The organism is Pseudomonas sp. NPDC087817 (assembly GCF_044742875.1).
Classification (GTDB): Bacteria; Pseudomonadota; Gammaproteobacteria; order Pseudomonadales; family Pseudomonadaceae; genus Aquipseudomonas.
The window spans coordinates 1-1936 of record NZ_JBIUVJ010000168.1; the positions used below are offsets into that span (position 1 = coordinate 1).

Annotated in this window: 1 protein-coding gene and 2 pseudogenes; all 3 read right to left on the minus strand. The window is 61.4% G+C overall.

The window, feature by feature from the left end:
• Nucleotides 1–64 precede the first annotated feature (64 nt).
• Nucleotides 65–148, minus strand: a pseudogene (locus ACIONG_RS30430) (NADH:ubiquinone oxidoreductase); the annotation flags it as partial.
• 42 nt (nt 149–190) lie between these two features.
• Nucleotides 191–1714: pseudogene (nuoL, locus tag ACIONG_RS30435) on the minus strand (NADH-quinone oxidoreductase subunit L); the annotation flags it as partial.
• Nucleotides 1711–1936: NADH-quinone oxidoreductase subunit NuoK (gene nuoK / locus ACIONG_RS30440; protein ID WP_401304735.1), on the minus strand; the 226-nt coding region annotated here is incomplete at its 5' end. The pseudogene nuoL and the gene nuoK, both read right to left, overlap by 4 nt.

The window sequence follows — 1936 nt, forward strand, 5'->3', positions numbered from 1 at the left end:
CCCGCCCCCCCCCCCCGCGGTGGGGGGCTGCTCCCGGCGCCCCCCCCCCCCCCCCCCCCGGGGGGGGGGGCGCCCCCCCGAAGCGCTCACCCATCCAGCACAGCAGGCCGCCGATGAAGGGGATCAGGATTAGCCAAGGCAGAATCATGACGGGCTCGTTTCCTTTCGCAAATTCGCAAGGTTCATATCAGACCGCTACCAGCACGATGGCGCCCGAGGCGATTTCCAGACTGTGCTTGGCTTCGCCGCCGGCATGGCCGACGCTTTCCGGCAGAACGCCGTGCAGCGGTGGCACGATCATCGCGCCGACGAAGGTCGACAGCACGATCAGCACCGACAGTGGCAGCCAGTGAGCGATGCCGTGACCGGCGTGGGCTTCGGTCTTGGCTTCACCGTGGAACGTGATGAAGATCAGGCGGAAGGTGTACAGCGAAGTCATGAACGCGCCGACCAGACCTGCGTAGAGCAGACCGTGGTTGCCGCTGGCAAACGCTTCCCAAAGGATTTCGTCCTTGGAGTAGAAGCCTGCGGTGACCAGTGGCAGAGCGGCCAGGGCAGCACCACCGACGATGAAGCTGGCGTAGGCCAGTGGCAGTTTTTTCCACAGACCGCCCATCTTGAAGATGTTCTGCTCGTGGTGGCAGGCAACGATCACCGCACCGGAAGCAAGGAACAGCAGGGCCTTGAAGAAGGCGTGGGTCATCAGGTGGAAAATCGCGCCATCCCATGCACCAACGCCCAGCGCCAGGAACATGTAGCCGATCTGGCTCATGGTCGAGTAGGCGAGGATACGTTTGATGTCGGTTTGTACCAGTGCGGCGAAACCGGCCAGAACCAGAGTCACGCCGCCGACGATGCCGACCAGGTGCAGGATGTCCGGCGCCAGGGTGAACAAGCCGTGGGTACGGGCGATCAGGTAAACACCTGCGGTCACCATGGTCGCCGCGTGGATCAGTGCCGAAACCGGGGTAGGACCGGCCATCGCGTCCGCGAGCCAGGTTTGCAGTGGCAGTTGTGCCGATTTACCGACTGCGCCACCCAGCAGCATCAGAGTCGCCAGGGTGATCCAGAAGTCACCGACCTGGAATTTCTGTGGTGCCAGCACCAGCAGTTCCTGGATGTTCAGCGTGCCCACTTGCTGGAACAGGATGAACAGGCCGATGGCCATGAACACGTCGCCGATCCGGGTCACGATGAAGGCCTTGAGTGCGGCGTTACCGTTGTTGCGGTTGCTGTAGTAGAAACCGATCAACAGGTACGAGCACAGGCCTACGCCTTCCCAGCCGAAGTACAGGAACAACAGGTTATCGCCCAGGACGAGGAACAGCATGCTGGCGATAAACAGGTTGGTGTACGAGAAGAAGCGCGAGTAACCCGCTTCACCGCGCATGTACCAGGAGGCGAACAGGTGGATCAGGAAACCGACGCCCACCACCACGCCGAGCATGGTGATCGACAGGCCGTCGACGTAGAGGGCGAAGTCAGGCTTGAAGCCTTCGACCGCCATCCACTGCCAGAGCACCAGGGTGTAGTGACCGCCTTCGGGTGGCGCGACGTTGAATTGCCAGATGACGTAAGCGGCGACAATCGCCGACAAGCCAATGGAACCCACGCCGATCAGCGCCGAGAGGTTTTCCGACCAGCGTCCACGGGAGAACGACAGCAGCAGGAAACCGATCAGAGGGAATACGAAAGTCAGAAAGATCAGGTTCATCCGCGCATCTCACTGGCAGCGTCGATATCGAGCGTGTGGAAGCGGCGATACAGTTGCAGCAGGATCGCCAGACCAATACTGGCCTCGGCAGCTGCAAGGCTGATCACCAGGATGAACATGATCTGTCCATCCGGCTGCGCCCAGCGGGCGCCCGCGACGATGAAGGCCAGTGCAGAGGCGTTCATCATCACTTCCAGACTCATCAACACGAACAAAATGTTG